Origin of the sequence: Cryobacterium sp. M23, assembly GCF_002929655.1 — a bacterium.
Taxonomy (GTDB): Bacteria; Actinomycetota; Actinomycetes; order Actinomycetales; family Microbacteriaceae; genus Cryobacterium; species Cryobacterium sandaracinum.
Genome location: NZ_PJJV01000076.1, coordinates 59,112 through 73,264 on the forward strand (window position 1 = coordinate 59,112; position 14,153 = coordinate 73,264).

General features: G+C 67.3%; 14 protein-coding genes and 1 other RNA gene. 11 read left to right on the top strand and 4 right to left on the bottom strand.

Translation table 11 applies throughout. The features are described 5' to 3' along the window. Positions 1-114 precede the first annotated feature (114 nt). From CXY82_RS11825 to rnpB, 8 genes are all read left to right on the top strand, one after another. A complete protein-coding gene (locus CXY82_RS11825) occupies positions 115-1,350 on the top strand; it encodes a sensor histidine kinase (RefSeq protein ID WP_104171097.1) in 1,236 nt (411 codons plus the stop codon). Then, a complete protein-coding gene (locus CXY82_RS11830) occupies positions 1,347-2,030 on the top strand; it encodes a response regulator transcription factor (RefSeq protein ID WP_104101926.1) in 684 nt (227 codons plus the stop codon). The genes CXY82_RS11825 and CXY82_RS11830 overlap by 4 nt, the downstream gene beginning before the upstream one ends. After that, positions 2,027-2,530, top strand: a complete 504-nt coding sequence (locus tag CXY82_RS11835; RefSeq protein ID WP_104101929.1) for a DUF427 domain-containing protein — start codon at positions 2,027-2,029, stop codon at positions 2,528-2,530. The genes CXY82_RS11830 and CXY82_RS11835 overlap by 4 nt, the downstream gene beginning before the upstream one ends. Positions 2,531-2,665: 135 nt before the next feature. Further along, positions 2,666-3,070 carry a hypothetical protein gene (locus CXY82_RS18005; RefSeq protein ID WP_233199311.1) on the top strand — a complete coding sequence of 135 codons (405 nt, stop codon included), beginning with the start codon at positions 2,666-2,668 and terminating at the stop codon, positions 3,068-3,070. Next, a complete protein-coding gene (locus CXY82_RS18010; protein ID WP_233199312.1) occupies positions 3,046-3,294 on the top strand; it encodes an EamA family transporter in 249 nt (82 codons plus the stop codon). The genes CXY82_RS18005 and CXY82_RS18010 overlap by 25 nt, the downstream gene beginning before the upstream one ends. Before the next feature lie 4 nt (positions 3,295-3,298). After that, entirely contained in the window at positions 3,299-4,120 is an 822-nt protein-coding gene (locus CXY82_RS11845) for a Nif3-like dinuclear metal center hexameric protein (RefSeq protein WP_104171098.1), read from the top strand. 68 nt (positions 4,121-4,188) lie between these two features. Next, positions 4,189-4,926: a zinc ribbon domain-containing protein gene (locus tag CXY82_RS11850; protein ID WP_104171099.1), complete on the top strand. Its 738-nt coding sequence runs from the start codon at positions 4,189-4,191 to the stop codon at positions 4,924-4,926. Between the two features lie 44 nt (positions 4,927-4,970). Continuing rightward, positions 4,971-5,347, top strand: an RNA gene (gene rnpB / locus CXY82_RS11855) — RNase P RNA component class A. A 51-nt stretch (positions 5,348-5,398) separates the two neighbouring features. Here rnpB and ppgK read toward each other — a convergent pair. Together ppgK and map are read right to left on the bottom strand one after the other, a co-directional pair. After that, the gene (gene ppgK, locus CXY82_RS11860) at positions 5,399-6,163 is read right to left on the bottom strand and encodes a polyphosphate--glucose phosphotransferase (protein ID WP_104171100.1); all 765 of its coding nucleotides are present in this window, start codon (positions 6,161-6,163) and stop codon (positions 5,399-5,401) included. Positions 6,164-6,182: 19 nt separating this feature from the next. Next, positions 6,183-7,049 carry a type I methionyl aminopeptidase gene (gene map / locus CXY82_RS11865; protein ID WP_104171101.1) on the bottom strand — a complete coding sequence of 289 codons (867 nt, stop codon included), beginning with the start codon at positions 7,047-7,049 and terminating at the stop codon, positions 6,183-6,185. A gap of 12 nt (positions 7,050-7,061) precedes the next feature. Between map and CXY82_RS11870 the strand changes: the two genes are divergently transcribed. Beyond that, positions 7,062-7,250, top strand: coding sequence for an SPOR domain-containing protein (locus tag CXY82_RS11870; protein WP_104171102.1), 189 nt, complete (start codon positions 7,062-7,064; stop codon positions 7,248-7,250). Between the two features lie 18 nt (positions 7,251-7,268). On the opposite strand, the gene panB is transcribed toward CXY82_RS11870, so the two are convergent. Then, positions 7,269-8,141, bottom strand: coding sequence for a 3-methyl-2-oxobutanoate hydroxymethyltransferase (gene panB / locus CXY82_RS11875; RefSeq protein ID WP_104171103.1), 873 nt, complete (start codon positions 8,139-8,141; stop codon positions 7,269-7,271). Positions 8,142-8,242: 101 nt separating this feature from the next. On the opposite strand from panB, the gene CXY82_RS11880 reads away from it, so the two are divergent. Beyond that, entirely contained in the window at positions 8,243-9,580 is a 1,338-nt protein-coding gene (locus CXY82_RS11880) for a glutamine synthetase family protein (RefSeq protein WP_104101951.1), read from the top strand. A gap of 20 nt (positions 9,581-9,600) precedes the next feature. Beyond that, positions 9,601-12,636 carry a bifunctional [glutamine synthetase] adenylyltransferase/[glutamine synthetase]-adenylyl-L-tyrosine phosphorylase gene (locus tag CXY82_RS11885; RefSeq protein ID WP_104171104.1) on the top strand — a complete coding sequence of 1,012 codons (3,036 nt, stop codon included), beginning with the start codon at positions 9,601-9,603 and terminating at the stop codon, positions 12,634-12,636. 79 nt (positions 12,637-12,715) lie between these two features. On the opposite strand, the gene glnA is transcribed toward CXY82_RS11885, so the two are convergent. After that, positions 12,716-14,140, bottom strand: coding sequence for a type I glutamate--ammonia ligase (gene glnA / locus CXY82_RS11890; RefSeq protein WP_104101957.1), 1,425 nt, complete (start codon positions 14,138-14,140; stop codon positions 12,716-12,718). Positions 14,141-14,153: the final 13 nt, after the last annotated feature.

The following is a 14,153-nucleotide window of genomic DNA, read 5'->3' on the forward strand; positions in this document are numbered from 1 at the left end:
TCGCACCGGACAGTCCGCTCCACGCTATGATCGCAGTGCCTGCCGGACCGGGACAGGGCCGAAGGTCCCGTGCGGGTAGTATCCCCGCTACCAGACGAGAGGCGGTCCTCGGTCATGCCCCACGAAACTATCCCAGTCACCCTGAACGAACGTCCCGAGGCTTGCCCGGAGACAGTGATCGACCTGCCGGCGCACCTGCCCCTCCCGCGCCGGTCGCGGTGGGTGGCCGCATCCGCCGATTTCATCGAGGGTTTGCGGGGTGAGCGAACGGGTGACCCGCTGATGTTGCTGGCAGACATCTTCGCGTCGGCTGCGGATGCGGACCTAGTCTGCGTCATCGGGCCGCCTGGTGTTGATTCGGGCGTGGGGGACGGTTTTGTCGTCCACGCGGCTCATGGCAGTGCCACTCGACCGTTGGACGGCCTGGCCTTCCCCGTGGCGGGTAGCCTGTGCGGCCGGGCGATGGCCACCGGCCGGCCGGTCCTCGTCGGCCGGGAAGAGCGCGAGGCTGCGGGCCCCGAGTCGCTCCTGATACTCGGGTCGACCCTGGTGGTCCCGCTGGGGAAAGCCGGGGAAACCGGCCCGCCCGCAGTGGTGCTCACGGCCTCCCGGCCCAGCGGGGCGCCCCCGTTCACTGCCGTGGACCTCGATACGGCCGTCGATTTCGCCCGACTGGCATATGCGGGCCGCCACCTCGAGCAGAGCAGCACGGACCGGGCGCGTCTGGCGGTGCGCACCGATCGCGACCGGATCGCACGTGAGCTGCACGACCGGGTCATTCAGCGGGTCTTCGCTGTCGGGCTCGCCGTGCGCGCCCTCGGCGGGATGACCGCCGACCCGGTGTTCGGGCGGCGGCTGGCCGACCAGGTGGGAGCCCTCGACGCGGTCATCGCCGACCTCCGCACCGCGATCTTCGGGTTGTCGACGCAGGCGGACCCCGACCGGCACGGGCTTCGCCGCAGCATCGTCGACCTGCTCGACGAGGTCGGACCTCTCTTTGCGCACCCGCCGCGGGTGGTGTTCTCCGGGGCGATCGATCTGCTCGTTTCCACCTCGCTGGCTGATGATGTCGTGGCGGTCGTGCGCGAGGGGCTGACCAACGTGGTCCGGCACTCCGGAACCCGGGAGGCTGAAGTGCGCGTCTCGGTCGCGGCGCACATCCTCACGGTCGAGATCGGCGACACCGGCGTCGGTCTTACCGGCGCAAGTCGGCGCAGCGGCGTCGCTAATCTGGCGGTCAGAGCCGAACGCTGGCAGGGGATGGTGTCGCTGCGCGACCGGGCGCCGCGCGGTGCCGAGCTGCGTTGGACGGCGCGCGTGAGCGACGCTTCCGCAGGGACTTCCCGATGACGCGCGTGTTCGTGGTCGACGACCACGACGTCGTCCGTATCGGCCTGGCTGCCCTGATCAACGCCGAAGCTGACCTGGAAGTGGTGGGGGAGGCGGCAACGAGGCGGCAGGCCGTGGCCAGGGTCGCCGCCACCCGGCCGGACGTCGTGGTCCTTGACGTGCGGCTGCCCGACGGAAGCGGCATCGACGCCTGCCGGGACATCCGGGGGAGGGATCCCGGCATCCGGTGCCTGATGCTCACGGCGTTCGACGACGACATGGCCAGCCGCGCCGCCGTCCTGGCTGGGGCGTCCGGCTATGTCTTGAAGGACATCCGCGGTGATCGCCTGGTGCAGGGAATCCGGCGTGTGGCAGGGGGGGAGTCGCTGCTCACCCCGCTGCTGGCCGGCCGGGTGGCAACCTCGTTGGGGCTGGACCGAGGCGACCCTGCCGCCCGAGCGCTGACGACGCGGGAACGGCAAGTCCTCGATCTGATCTCCCGGGGCCTCACCAACCGCCAGATCGGCGAGCACCTCGACCTGGCGGAGAAGACGGTGAAGAACTATGTGTCGGGGGTGCTCAGCAAACTCGGCATGGAGCGCCGCACCCAGGCCGCCGTCTTCGGGGTGGAGTTGCAGCGCCAGGAGGGTTCGTCCAATGTTCGAATTCACCCGGCCGCTCCCGGTACGCTGGCCGGATGAAGCCGTTTCGCACTAACCGGGTTGTGCCCGGACCCGGCCAGGAATCGGTCTGGGATTACCCGCGACCGCCTCGCGTGGAGACGAGTGCCGACCGGGTCGTCGTCACCCTCGGTGGCCTGGTCCTGGTCGACACCGACGATGCCGTACGGGTGCTCGAGACCAGCCATCCGCCGGTCTACTACCTGCCGCGCTCCGCGTTCCGGGCGGGGAGCCTCGAACCGGTGACCGGCCGATCGTACTGCGAGTACAAGGGCGAGGCGTCGTACCTGAGCGTGGTCACCCCGGGGCGTGTGGAGGAGGCGGCCGGGTGGTACTACCCGTCGCCGACGCGGGGCTTCGAGGATCTGGCGAACCGCGTCGCGCTGTACCCCGGACGGATGGACCTCGTTACCGTGAACGGGGAAGCGGTGCTGCCTCAGCCGGGCGACTTCTACGGCGGCTGGATCACCTCCCGGGTCGTCGGACCGTTCAAGGGGGCTCCCGGCACTCTCGGATGGTGACGCCGCCGCGAACCGTCGCGAGCCGGCTCGGCGTGGCCCCCATCTTTCTGGCCGCGCTGCTCTGGGGCACGACGGGCACGGCCGCGCACTTCCTGCCCGGCAGCGTCAGCCCGCTGGCGACCAAGGGCGGCCACGATGGCCGTGGGCGGCGCGCTGCTCTTCACGCTTTCCGCCCGAAGCGCCCGGGCAACCCTCCGAAACTGCTCCGTGCGCCGCTGGGTGCTGGCCGGGGTCGCCGGCATCGTCGTCTACCCGCTCGCTTTCTACAGTGCGATGAACCTGGTCGGGGTGGCGGTCGGCACGGTCGTGTCGCTGGGGTCTGCGCCCGTCTTTGCCGCGGGGATCGAGTTCCTGGCGGAGCGCCGGGCAGTCACACGGCTCTGGACACTGTGCACACTGGTGGCTCTGCTCGGCACGATTCTGCTGATCACCGGCCGGCAGTCGGACCAGGCCGCCGGGTCCGCTCCTCTGGGCGTTCTGCTCGGGCTGCTCGGGCTGCTCGCGCGATCGGGCCCATGTTCGTCGCCTATCTGCTCTTAGGCCGCGGCCCGCGCACGGTCCGCGGCAGCACGGCGACCAGCCTTACCCTGGTCCAACCTCTCGTGGCTACGCTGCTGGCGGTCCTGATCGTCGGCGAGCGGTTGCCACCGTCCGGCTGGGCCGGGCTCGGGCTGGTTCTGGTGGCGGTGGCCGCGCTTGCAGTTCCTCGGAATTCCGGTCAATCGTCGTCAGGAGGGCGCACCGCCCCGTCACCGGTAGGCTGACGAGGTGCCCGTCTCACTCGCCGATGTAAGTCGGATCATCCATGAACTGTGGCCGTTGTCCGGTGCCGAAGTCTGGGACGCCCCGGGTCTGGTCTGCGGCAACCCCGGCCAGCCGGTCGAATCGATCCACCTGGCCGTGGACGCCGTCTCCGCGACCGTGGACGAGGCGGTCGGACATGACGCAGACCTGCTGCTGGTGCACCATCCGCTCCTGCTGCGCGGCGTCACGTCGGTCGCCGAAGACCGTTACAAGGGCGCCCTGATCGGTCGTCTGATCCGAGCGAATTGCGCTCTTCTTGCGGCCCACACCAACGCGGATGTCGTCGTGGACGGCGTCTCGGACATCCTCGCCACCCGACTCGGCCTCGTTGACGCAACCCCCATCACGGCGGGCGCCGCGGCGGGAACGGGAATCGGCCGGGTCGGCCGGCTCGCGCACCCGACCACCCTGGGCCAACTTGCCCACCGCCTCGCCCAGCTCCTGCCGGCGACCGCCACCGGCGTCCGGGTCTCGGGGGAGTACGGCAGTGTCGTCGAAACCGTCTCGCTCTGCGGTGGTGCAGGCGATTCCCTTCTCCCTCATCCCGCCGTGCAGGCGTCCGATGTGTATATCACCTCCGATCTCCGTCACCACCCGGCGTCGGAGGCCCGTGAGCAGTCCGGGCTGTCGGGGGGCACCCCTGCCCTGATCGACGTGTCGCACTGGGCCAGTGAATGGCTCTGGATCGAGCCGGCCGCCGAACAGCTGCGGGCTCTTCTGCCCGGTGTGCGCATCACCAGCAGTTCCCTGCGCACGGATCCCTGGGACTTCGCGATCGTGCAGTAGCCTGCCGATGAAGTTCGGATCCACCCCCAACGCTCGTTCATATTTCTATTCGCAAAGGTCAGGACATCGTGAAGGCATCCCCAGTAGAACAGAAAGAGCTTCTCCGGCTTCAGGCCCTCGACATCCGGCTGCAGCAGGTCGAGCATCAGACGAAGGCCCTGCCCCAGCACGCCGAGATCCGGGAACTCACCACGTTGTTCGACACCACCCGGATGGCCTTCGGCACCCGCGCCGGCGAACGTGATGACGTGCGCACCGAGCTGGCGCGGATCGAATCCGACGTCGAAGTGGTCGAGAAGCGCATCGCGCGGGACACCGACCGGGTTCAGCACACTTCCTCGGTGAAAGACGTGCAGGCTTTGGAGACGGAGCTTGCGGCGCTGCGCAAGCGCCTCCTGGCGCTCGAGGAGATCGAGATCGCGGTGATGGAACGGCTCGAGGAGAGCGATGCGACCGTCTCCGCGGTGGAGGCGGAGCGGGACGCGATCGCGCTCCGGATCCACGACGCCGAGCAGGCGCGCAACGAAAGCCTCGCCGATCTGAACCGGCAGCTTGGCCAACTCCGCCGGGACCGGGCAGCCGTCGCCGGCAGCGTCGCCGAGGACCTCGCCACGCTGTACGAGAAGCGCTTCGTGACGGGGCGGGGCAACGCCGCCGCCCTGTTGCGGGCGCGCACCTGCAGCGGCTGCACGATGACGCTCACCGGCAGCGACCTCGATGCCGTGCGTTCCTCGCCGGCCGACGAGGTCCTGTTCTGCCCGGACTGCGGGGCGATCCTGGTTCGCACGCAGGAGTCCGGGATCTAGGTGGAGCCGGGCCCCGCCGGCGGCCTGTACTCTAGACTGTGGAATGGGTCGGCAAGACGGTCGCGTCATCCGCTACCTTCGGGTCAGCGGATGCCGAGGAACGTCCGGGCTCCGCAGAGCAGGATGGTGGGTAACGCCCACCCGGGGTAACCCGCGAGACAGTGCCACAGAAAGTAGACCGCCTCCGGTTTCGGCCGGTGGTAAGGGTGAAACGGTGGTGTAAGAGACCACCAGAGGCCAGGGTGACCTGGTCGGCTAGGTAAACCTCGTCCGGAGCAAGGTCAGACAGGAAACGCCAAGGCGGCTCGCCGAGTTTCCGGGTAGACCGCTAGAGGGCTGCGGCAACGTAGTCCCGAGATAGATGGCCGTCCAGGGTGCTACGGCATCGGGACAGAACCCGGCGTAATAGCCGGCCCATTCCACCTTCCGGCCTCCAGGTTCTGCGCCGGGGTGCTCTGCCGCCCCGGACAGGTCAGTCCTGATGCTTGACGGCGAGTGCGGCGGCCCCGAGGATCCCCGCGTTGTTGCGATGCACGGCCGGGATGATGGCTGTCTTCAGTCGCAGAAGGGGCAGGAAGTCCTGGTGGTGCTTGGACACGCCGCCGCCGACGATGAAGAGGTCCGGCGAGAACAGTGCTTCCAAGGTCGAGTAGTACTTCTGCAGCCGACCGGCCCATTTTTCCCAGCTCAGGTTCTCCCGCTCCTTGGCGGAGTACGCGGCCTTGGTTTCGTAGTCGACGCCCTCGATCTGCAGATGGCCGAGTTCGGTGTTCTGCACCAGCAAACCGTCGTTGAGCAGTGCGGTTCCGATTCCGGTGCCGAGGGTCGTCATGATGACCACTCCCTTCACCCCCTTCGCCGCGCCGAACTGCGCCTCCGCGTAGCCGGCGGCATCCGCGTCGTTCACGAAGTGAATGGGCTGGCCAAGACCCTTCTGGAAGAGATTCTCGGCGGAGAGGCCGATCCACTTGTCCGAGACGTTGGCGGCCGACATGGTGTGGCCGTTCTTGACGACGGCGGGGAAGCAGATGCCCACCGGCAGCGCGCCGGCACCCTCCTCGGCGGAAACGATTGTCAGGAGGGTCCTGGTCGTTTCGATGATGTCGGCTGGTCGGCCGCCTTTAGGCGTGGGAAGCTTCACGCGATCGGACAGGAGCTTGCCGGTGGACAGATCGACCACCGCTCCCTTGATCCCGGTGCCGCCAATGTCAATGCCGATGGCCATGGTTGAACTCATAGTCAAAACCTACCGGTTGTCAGGAGAGGGTGAGGATCTCGGCGCCGCGGTCGGTCACCACGAGGGTGTGCTCGAACTGGGCGGTGATGCTCTTGTCCCGGGTCGTCACGGTCCAGTCATCCGCCCACATGTCCCAGTCGGTCCCGCCCAGGGTGAGCATCGGTTCGATCGTGAAGACCATGCCGACCTCCATCACGGTGTCGTAGACGGGAGCGGAGTCGTAGTGCGGGATGATCAGGCCGGAGTGGAAGGCCTCGCCGACGCCGTGTCCGGTGAAGTCCCGAACGACCCCATAGCCGAACCTCTTGGCGTAGGACTCGATGGTGCGGCCGATCACGTTCACCTGGCGTCCGGGAGCGACGGCCCTGATACCGCGGGCGAGAGCCTCCCGGGTGCGTTCGACGAGGAGCCTGACCTCGTCCCGTGCCTCGCCGACGATGAAGGTGGCGTTCGTGTCGCCGTGCACACCGTTTTTGTAGGCGGTGATGTCTATGTTGACGATGTCGCCGTTCTCAAGAACGGTGTCGTCCGGGATGCCGTGGCAGATGACCTCGTTCACGGAACTACACAGTGATTTGGGAAACCCCCGATAGCCGAGCGTCGACGGGTAGGCGTCACGCTCGATCATGAACTCGTGGCCGATCCGGTCGAGTTCCTCTGTCGTCACGCCGGGGCGGATGGCCTGTGCGACCGCTTCGATGGCCCCGGCCGCAATCCGGCCTGATTCCCGGATCAGCTCGATGCGCTCGGAGGAGTACAGATCCGATCCTGTGAAGGCCGAGGGCATCCCCTTGCCGACGTACTCCGGGCGCACGATGTGGCGGGGAACGGAGCGGAGCGGAGAAACCGCGCCCGGGAGGAGGTGACCAACAGAATCCTTAGGCATAGGATCAAGCTTATGTCCGAAGGCACCGATCATCAGTTCTGGTACAACATGCGCACGGGCGCGGTCGAACAGGGGATGCAGTCCCCCGCCACGGACCGCGTCGGGCCGTTCGCCACCCGGGAGGAGGCCGTCCACGCGCTGGAGAAGCTGCGCGCGAACAGCGCCAAATGGGCCGCGGAAGAGGCCGAGAACGACCGCTAGTCCCGCGAGCGGCGAGTTTTACTCGTAGCTATGTTCCGGCCCGGGGTACGCGCCGGAGTCGACGTCGTCCTTGAACCGGTGCACAGCATCCGTCAGCACGCCGCGCAGGTTGGCGTACTGCCGAACGAATCGGGGCACCCGCCCCTCGGTCATGCCGGCGAAATCCGTCCATACCAACAGCTGGCCGTCTACGTCGGGCCCAGCACCCACCCCGATCGTGGGGATGTCGAGCCGTGCGGTGACCAGTGCCGCGACCGTCGCCGGGACCATCTCGAGCACGACCGCGAAGGCGCCGGCGTCCTGCACCGCGAGGGCGTCTTCGATCAGCTGATCCGCGGCCTCGCCGCGGCCCTGGATCATATGTCCGCCCAGCCCGTGCTCGCTCTGAGGGGTGAAGCCGACATGCCCCATCACGGGGATCCCCGATGACACGATGCGCTTGATCTGCTTGTGGCTGCGAACCCCGCCCTCAAGCTTGACCGCGTGGGCCTGCGCTTCCTTCATGAAACGCACGGCGGTGTGCAGGGCCTCGCTCTGGCCGGTCTCGTACGAACCGAAGGGCATGTCCGCGACGACGAGTGCGCGGGTCACGGCGCGCGCGACGGCCCGGGTGAGCGGGATGAGTTCGTCGACCGTCACCGGAAGGGTGGTCTCGTAGCCGAACACGTTGTTGCCGGCCGAATCGCCCACGAGCAGGAAGTCGATGCCGGCCTGGTCGAAGATCTGGGCCGTGAGCATGTCGTAGCTGGTGAGCCCCGTTATCGGGATGCCCTGCTGCTTGGCGTTGTGAAAATGGCGCGTGCGCACCCGTTTGGGTCCGGACTGCACAGAAACGAAGGGATTCAGCTCGCTGACGGGCTGGGGTTCATCCGGAACGGTCGACTCTGGCATGCCTCAAGTGTAGTCAAGGCGCGTTCAGGCCGATCGGCGGCCGGTTTCGCCCGAGAGCCGACGCCAGACAGTAGCCTAGGGAGCGACAAGAAAGGGCGTGAATGGACAAGCAGCGCGACTTCGTTCTTCGGACCATCGAGGAGCGGGGAATCAAGTTCATCCGACTCTGGTTCACGGATGTCGTCGGCACCCTCAAATCGGTGGCCATCGCACCCGCAGAGGTTGAGGGCGCATTCGCCGAGGGTCTCGGTTTCGACGGTTCGGCGATCGAGGGTCTCACCCGGTCGTTCGAGGCGGATGTGCTCGCGCACCCGGACCCGACCACGTTCCAGATCCTGCCCTGGCGCGGTGAGATCGACCCGACCGCCCGCATGTTCTGCGACATCATGACGCCGGACGGTCAGCCGGCCGTCGCCGATCCGCGAAATGTGCTTAAGCGCACGCTGGCCAAGGCAGCCGACCGCGGTTTCACGTTCTATACCCACCCCGAAATTGAGTTTTACCTGCTCAAGTCGTCCAAGTATGGCAAGAACGGCCCCGTGCCGGTGGACCACGCCGGCTACTTCGACAACGTTCCCGGCGGCACAGCCCACGACTTCCGCCGCCGGTCGGTGCGGATGCTCGAAGACCTTGGCATTTCGGTGGAATTCAGCCACCACGAGGCAGGTCCCGGTCAGAACGAGATCGACCTGCGCTATGCGGATGCGCTGACCACGGCGGATAACATCATGACCTTCCGCACGGTCATCAAGGAGGTGGCCATCGAGCAGGGCGTCTACGCGACGTTCATGCCGAAGCCGATGTCGGAGCACCCCGGGTCAGGAATGCACACGCACCTGTCCCTGTTCGAGGGCGACACCAACGCGTTCTTCGAGGCGGGCGCGCAATACCAGCTCTCCAAGACCGGTCGCCAGTTCATCGCCGGGCTGCTCAAGCATGCCCCGGAGATCACCGCCGTCACAAACCAGTTCGTGAACTCCTACAAGCGCCTGTGGGGCGGGGACGAAGCCCCCAGCTTTGTGTGCTGGGGTCACAACAACCGGTCCGCCCTGATCCGGGTGCCACTCTACAAGCCCAATAAGGGGCAGAGCGCCCGCGTCGAGTACCGGGCTATCGACTCGGCAGCGAATCCGTACCTCGCGTACTCCCTCATGCTGGCCGCCGGGCTCAAGGGAATCGAAGAGGGCTACGAGCTTCCCCCCGAGGCCGAGGACAATGTGTGGGGCCTGAGCGACACCGAGCGGCGCGCTCTGGGCTACCGGCAGCTTCCAGCGAGCCTGGACCACGCGATCCAGTACATGGAGGAGTCCGAGTTGGTCGCCGAGACGCTGGGCGAGCACGTGTTCAACTATGTGCTGCTCAACAAGCGCCAGGAGTGGAAGGAGTACCGCTCGCAGGTCACTCCCTTCGAGCTCGACAAGAACCTCGAGATGCTATAACGGTCGGGAGACGAGACCCGATGGCACGGGAACAGCTGACTCTGACCGAGCTCGCCCGGGTAGGCTTCGTCGAGCTGCGAGAGGTGCGTTTTCGGCTGGACGAGGTCGGTGACCTGGGCGGACCCGAATCGGACGCCCTGCTGCCGCTGCTCGGCAAGACGGCCAACCCGGATGCCGCCCTCGCGGCCCTCGTGTCGCTGCTGCGCCAGGCGCCGCACGAGGTGCGGGCGTTGTTGCTGCACCCGGAGCCGACCCAGCGGCTGCTGCGGGTCGTCGGCGCGTCGAGCGGACTGACCGAGTTCTTCCTGCGTCATCCGGAGGAATTGACGGTTCTCGCCCAGCCGCTCACGGCCCTTCCCGACCTGCCGGAACTGATCGAGGACCTGCTGGATGCGGTCGGTACGCGGGACGGGTTCGCCAGCCTCGTCGACGATGAGGGCTGGGTCGCCCTGCGGGTGCGCTACCGGCGCCGCCTGGCGCAGCTGGCCGCCTACGACCTCGAGCAGGCCGACCCGGTCGCGGGCCTGGACGCCGTCGCCCGCACGCTCGCCGACCTGGCGGCCGCCGCGCTGGAGGCCTCCTTGGCCGTCGCGCGGAGCATGTCCACCGGCCTGGTCGCGGGGCGAGGCGTATTCCCGGAGGAAGAGGTGCGCGCCACCCGGCTCGCGGTGATCGGCATGGGCAAGGCCGGCGCCGGCGAACTGAACTACGTCAGCGATGTCGACGTGATCTTCGTCGCCGAGGGTGACCCGGCCGCCGGCCTGGAAGCGCCGCGCGCGGTCGATATCGCCACCCGGCTCGCGATCCTGCTGATGCGGGGCCTGAATCAGCCCGCCGTCGAACCCGAGCTCTGGGAAGTGGACCCGAACCTCCGTCCCGAGGGCAAGTCCGGCGCCCTGGTGCGATCCCTTGAGTCTCACCTGGCCTACTACGACCGTTGGGCGAAGAGCTGGGAGTTCCAGGCGCTGCTGAAGGCCAGACCGCTGGCGGGCGACCTCGAGCTCGGGGGCCGGTATGTGGCGGCGGTGTCCCCGAAGGTGTGGACCAGTGCCAGCCGGGAGAATTTCGTCGAGTCCGTGCAGCGGATGCGCAAGCGCGTCACCAAGAACATTCCGGAGGACGAAGTCGCCGTGCAGCTGAAGCTCGGCCCCGGCGGCCTCCGCGACATCGAGTTCACCGTGCAGCTTCTGCAGCTCGTGCACGGTCAGGCGGATCCGGCGGTTCGGCAGGCCGGCACCCTGCCAGCGCTGACCGCGCTGGCCGAGAGCGGATACGTCGGGCGCGCTGAAGCGGCCGAGTTCGCTCAGGAGTACCGCATCCTGAGGCTGATGGAGCACCGCCTGCAGCTGGAGAAGCTCCGGCGCACCCACCTTGTCCCGCGCGACGAGTCGAGCCTGCGCGTCCTCGCCCGGGCGACCGGGCTCGCCCCGAACGCCGCCCAGCTGAGCGTCCGGTGGCTGAACACCAAGCACCGAGTGCGTGGCCTGCATGAGCGCCTGTTCTACCGCCCTCTCCTGTCGGCGGTGGCCGCGCTTCCCGCGGACGGGCTGGGCCTCACCAGCGCCCAGGCCGAGGCCCGGCTGGCCGCCATCGGATTCCGCAACACCAAGGGCGCCCTCGGTCACATCGCGGCCCTCACCGGCGGGGTGTCCCGACGGGCGACGATTCAGCGCAATCTACTGCCTGTGCTGCTGCAATGGTTCTCCGAGGGAGCCGACCCCGACTACGGGCTGCTCGCGTTCCGGCGCCTGAGCGACAGTCTCGGTACGACCTACTGGTTCCTGCGCATGCTCCGCGACTCATCCGGGGCCGCCGAGCGACTCACCCGGGTGCTGTCCTCATCCCGTTTCGTCGGCGAGCTCCTGGAGACGATTCCCGAATCCGTGGCCTGGCTGGAAGACGAGGACGACCTGCGGCCCCGCAGCGCGGCCACCCTCCGTGCGGAGGCCCGCGCCGTGCTGGCACGGCACGAGAGTCCGGATGCGGCCGCCTCGATCCTGCGCACGGCCCGGCGCCGCGAAATGCTGCGGCTGGCGTTCTCGGCGATTTTGGGCCAGGTCAGCATCGACGAGCTGGCGACGGGGCTCACCGACGTCACCGCCATCATCATCGAGGGGGTGCTCGCCGCCATCCGTGGCACGACGCTCGACGGTGCCGAAGACGGTCAGGACGCCGACGGGATCGAATTCGCCGTGATCGGCATGGGCCGGTTCGGCGGCTCGGAACTGGGGTTCGGCTCGGATGCCGACGTGATGTACGTCTTTCGCCCAGGCACCCTCACCGGCGAGGCAGCCCACGACCGGGCGAAGTTCATCGTCAAGGAGTTGTCGCGGCTCACCGATGACAACCGCCTGCCTCTGGACCTGGACATCGGGCTGCGCCCTGAGGGGAAGAACGGTTCCGTTGCCAGGTCCCTCGAGTCCTACGAGGCCTACTACCGGCGTTGGTCGCTCACCTGGGAGGCACAGGCGCTGTTGCGGGGGAGAGGAGTCGCCGGCGACGCCCGGCTCCTGGCCGACTTCGAGGCCGTCGCCGACGAGGTGCGGTATCCGTCATCGATCAGCGAACAGGCGATCCGTGAGGTCAAGCGGATCAAGGCCAGAGTCGAAAACGAACGGCTGCCGCAGGGCGCCGATCCCAACCGGCACCTCAAGCTCGGCCGAGGGTCGTTGAGCGACGTGGAGTGGTTCGTGCAGCTGCTTCAGCTGCAGCATGCGGCCGACATCGCCGAGCTGCGCAACTCGTCGACGCTCGGTGCCCTCCGCGCGGCCGTCGCCGCGGGCCTGGTCAACGAGACGGATGCCGAAACTCTCACCACCGCGTGGCTCTTCGCGTCCCGCTGCCGGTCCGCGATCACCCTCTGGACCAACAAGACCGCGGATGTCCTCCCGACCGACCGCGTGCAGCTCGAGGGCGTCGCCCGGGTGATGGAATACCCGCCGGGCTCTGCCAACCAGCTCGAGGAGGAATACCTCTCGGTGACCCGCCGCGCCCGCGCGGTGTTCGAGCGCCTGTTCTACGGGCCGGTGGAGCGCGCCGGCCCCTTCGGCGGGTAGGTCCGGTACAGAGAAGGACCGCATCCCCGAGGGGATGAGGTCCTCCTGCCTATACCCAGCCGGTTGCCGGGGCTACGGTCTAGACGCCGTAGTAGAGCTCGAACTCGAACGGGTGCGGACGCTGCGCGAGCGGCTTGATTTCCATCTCACGCTTGTAGTCGATCCAGGTTTCGATCAGTTCGGGCGTGAAGACGTTGCCGGCAAGCAGGAAGTCGTGGTCGTTCTCGAGGGCTACGAGGGCCTCACCGAGCGACGCGGGAACCTGCGGGATGTTCTTGGCCTCTTCGGGCGGCAGCTCGTAGAGGTCCTTGTCGACCGGCTCGTGCGGTTCGATCCGGTTCTTGATACCGTCCAGGCCGGCCATCAGCTGGGCGGCGAAGGCGAGGTACGGGTTGCCCGAGGCATCGGGAGCGCGGAACTCGATGCGCTTCGCCTTCGGGTTGGTGCCCGTGATCGGGATCCGGATGGACGCCGAACGGTTGCCCGCCGAGTAGACGAGGTTGACGGGAGCTTCGAACCCCGGCACCAGACGGTGGTAGGAGTTGACGCTCGGGTTTGTGAAGGCGAGTACGGCCGGTGCGTGCTTGAGCAGACCACCGATGTACCAGCGGGCGACGTCGGACAGCCCGCCGTAGCCGGACTCGTCGTAGAAAAGGGGCTTGCCGTCGGCCCACAGTGACTGGTGCGTGTGCATGCCGGAGCCGTTGTCGCCGAACAGAGGCTTCGGCATGAAGGTGGCGGTCTTTCCCCACTCGGCCGAGGTGTTCTTGACGATGTACTTGAACTTGAGCAGATCGTCGGCTGCGTGCACCATGGTGTCGAAGCGGTAGTTGATCTCGCCCTGGCCGCCGGTGCCGACCTCGTGGTGGCTGCGTTCCAGGATGAGTCCGGCGTCAATCAGCTTGAGGCAGATGTCGTCGCGCAGGTCGGCGTGCTGGTCGACCGGGCTGACGGGGAAGTAGCCGCCCTTAAAAGGCGTCTTGTTGGCGAGGTTCCCGCCGACCTCTTCCTTGCCCGAGTTCCAGGCACCCTCGCTGGAGTCCACGGAGTAGAAGCTGGAGTGCTGGTTCACTTCGTAGCGAACATCGTCGAAGATGTAGAACTCGGCCTCCGGAGCGAAAAATGCGGTGTCCGCGATCCCGGTCGAAGCCAGGTACTTCTCGGCCTTCTTGGCAACCTGACGCGGGTCCTTCGAATAGATCTCGCCGTTACGCGGGTTGTAGATGTCGAAAAGCATGATGAGGGTGCGCTCGGTGCGGAACGCGTCGATGTAGGCCGTGGTCACGTCCGGGATCAGCTGCATGTCGGATTCGTGGATCGACGCGAAACCGCGGATCGACGAACCGTCGAACATCTGTCCGACCGTGAAGAACTCCTCATCGACGGTCGACGCGGGGATGTTGAAGTGCTGCTGAACACCCGGCAAATCGGTGAAACGGATGTCAAGGAACTTGACGTCCGTGTCTTTGATGAACTTGAGCACTTCTGACGAATCGCGGAACATGCGGTTTTTTCTC

Coding starts and splice junctions, on each gene's coding strand:
- panB (WP_104171103.1), bottom strand. CDS start 8,141: ATGCCAGAGTCGACCGTTCCGGATGAACCCCAGCCCGTCAGCGAGCTG.
- CXY82_RS11885 (WP_104171104.1), top strand. CDS start 9,601: ATGGCACGGGAACAGCTGACTCTGACCGAGCTCGCCCGGGTAGGCTTC.
- CXY82_RS11830 (WP_104101926.1), top strand. CDS start 1,347: ATGACGCGCGTGTTCGTGGTCGACGACCACGACGTCGTCCGTATCGGC.
- CXY82_RS18010 (WP_233199312.1), top strand. CDS start 3,046: ATGTTCGTCGCCTATCTGCTCTTAGGCCGCGGCCCGCGCACGGTCCGC.
- glnA (WP_104101957.1), bottom strand. CDS start 14,140: ATGTTCCGCGATTCGTCAGAAGTGCTCAAGTTCATCAAAGACACGGAC.
- CXY82_RS11835 (WP_104101929.1), top strand. CDS start 2,027: ATGAAGCCGTTTCGCACTAACCGGGTTGTGCCCGGACCCGGCCAGGAA.
- map (WP_104171101.1), bottom strand. CDS start 7,049: ATGCCTAAGGATTCTGTTGGTCACCTCCTCCCGGGCGCGGTTTCTCCG.
- CXY82_RS18005 (WP_233199311.1), top strand. CDS start 2,666: ATGGCCGTGGGCGGCGCGCTGCTCTTCACGCTTTCCGCCCGAAGCGCC.
- CXY82_RS11880 (WP_104101951.1), top strand. CDS start 8,243: ATGGACAAGCAGCGCGACTTCGTTCTTCGGACCATCGAGGAGCGGGGA.
- CXY82_RS11870 (WP_104171102.1), top strand. CDS start 7,062: ATGTCCGAAGGCACCGATCATCAGTTCTGGTACAACATGCGCACGGGC.
- ppgK (WP_104171100.1), bottom strand. CDS start 6,163: ATGAGTTCAACCATGGCCATCGGCATTGACATTGGCGGCACCGGGATC.
- CXY82_RS11825 (WP_104171097.1), top strand. CDS start 115: ATGCCCCACGAAACTATCCCAGTCACCCTGAACGAACGTCCCGAGGCT.